Origin of the sequence: Haloferax profundi (assembly GCF_001469865.1) — an archaeon.
In the GTDB taxonomy this organism is placed as follows: Archaea; Halobacteriota; Halobacteria; order Halobacteriales; family Haloferacaceae; genus Haloferax; species Haloferax profundi.
Genome location: NZ_LOPV01000586.1, coordinates 1 through 1,054, shown reverse-complemented (window position 1 = coordinate 1,054; position 1,054 = coordinate 1). Strand labels below are relative to the sequence as shown.

2 protein-coding genes are annotated in these 1,054 nt (G+C 61.6%); both read left to right on the top strand.

What is annotated here, in order from left to right; genetic code table 11:
* On the top strand, positions 1 to 609 hold a 609-nt coding region (locus tag AUR66_RS22275; RefSeq protein WP_058573419.1), incomplete at its 5' end, for a hypothetical protein.
* Between the two features lie 71 nt (positions 610 to 680).
* A partial coding sequence (locus AUR66_RS17290) for a class I SAM-dependent methyltransferase (protein WP_157533202.1) occupies positions 681 to 1,054 on the top strand: 374 nt, incomplete at its 3' end.

The window sequence follows — 1,054 nt, the reverse complement described above, 5'->3', positions numbered from 1 at the left end:
TACGACGCCGTCGACGACCCGTCGGCGTTCGTATTCTTCGGCGTAGCACCGTGTAACGTCGGCCTCGACTACGACTGGGACCGAACGCCGGCGTTTCTGGGCACCGGTATCTGGAACGAGAAACCAGACCGACCGCTTCCAATCGACAAGGCCGAACAGGTGTTCGAACGTCTCGGCCTCGACCCGGTCAACACATTCCGAAAGGAGGTGAACGTCCGGGACTTCCACCCTGACCGGTACGTAATCCCAGACTCTGCGTGGTACGACGGACCTGCGGCGGGTGTCGTCGTCGAAAATCGACGCGGTGGGAGTGCTGTACTGCGAAACGACGACGTCGAGGCGGCAGCGATTGCCGACCCGATTCGTGACACCTCCAGCCAGTGTGTCGCCGAACTCGTGACTGAACCGCGTGTCGACCGAGCACGCGAGCGCATCGAGTCGGTGGGCAAAGCGGTGACGACCACGGAAGTCCAGACACGAGTATTCGAGAGTATCGTCCGCGAGGAGTACGCTCGACTCGACGCGGGCGGTACCGATTTGGACGCCCTCCGGTCGTCGATTGGGTCGATAGTCTCGAAGAAACTCGGCACCGCCGGCGAGAGCGAGTAGTCACTCGTCGTCCCGATTTCCCGTGCCCGGACTTCGGGGGGCCTTTACTCTTCGACAACGTCCCGGCGAGTATGGACCCCGAGGAGAACCATCGCGGGTGGGCCGAACGGTCGGGAGATTACTCACCAGCGTACTACGCCGAAATCGGTCCGAACGAGGTGAGTGAGACGCTCGCGACTGTCTTCGACCACTACGTGAGCACCGACGCCAAGATTCTCGAAGTCGGGTGCAGTTCCGGCCGTCACCTCTCTCACCTCCTCGACCACGGCTACAAGAATCTCACCGGCATCGACCTCAACGACGACTCGTTCGAGGCGATGGCCGAATACTTCCCAGAGTTAGCCCAGACTGGGACGTTCCACACGGGCGCAATCGAGGAGTTCGTCCCCGAACTCCGTGACGACCAGTTCGACGTCATCTACTCCGTCGAAACCCTCCAGCACGT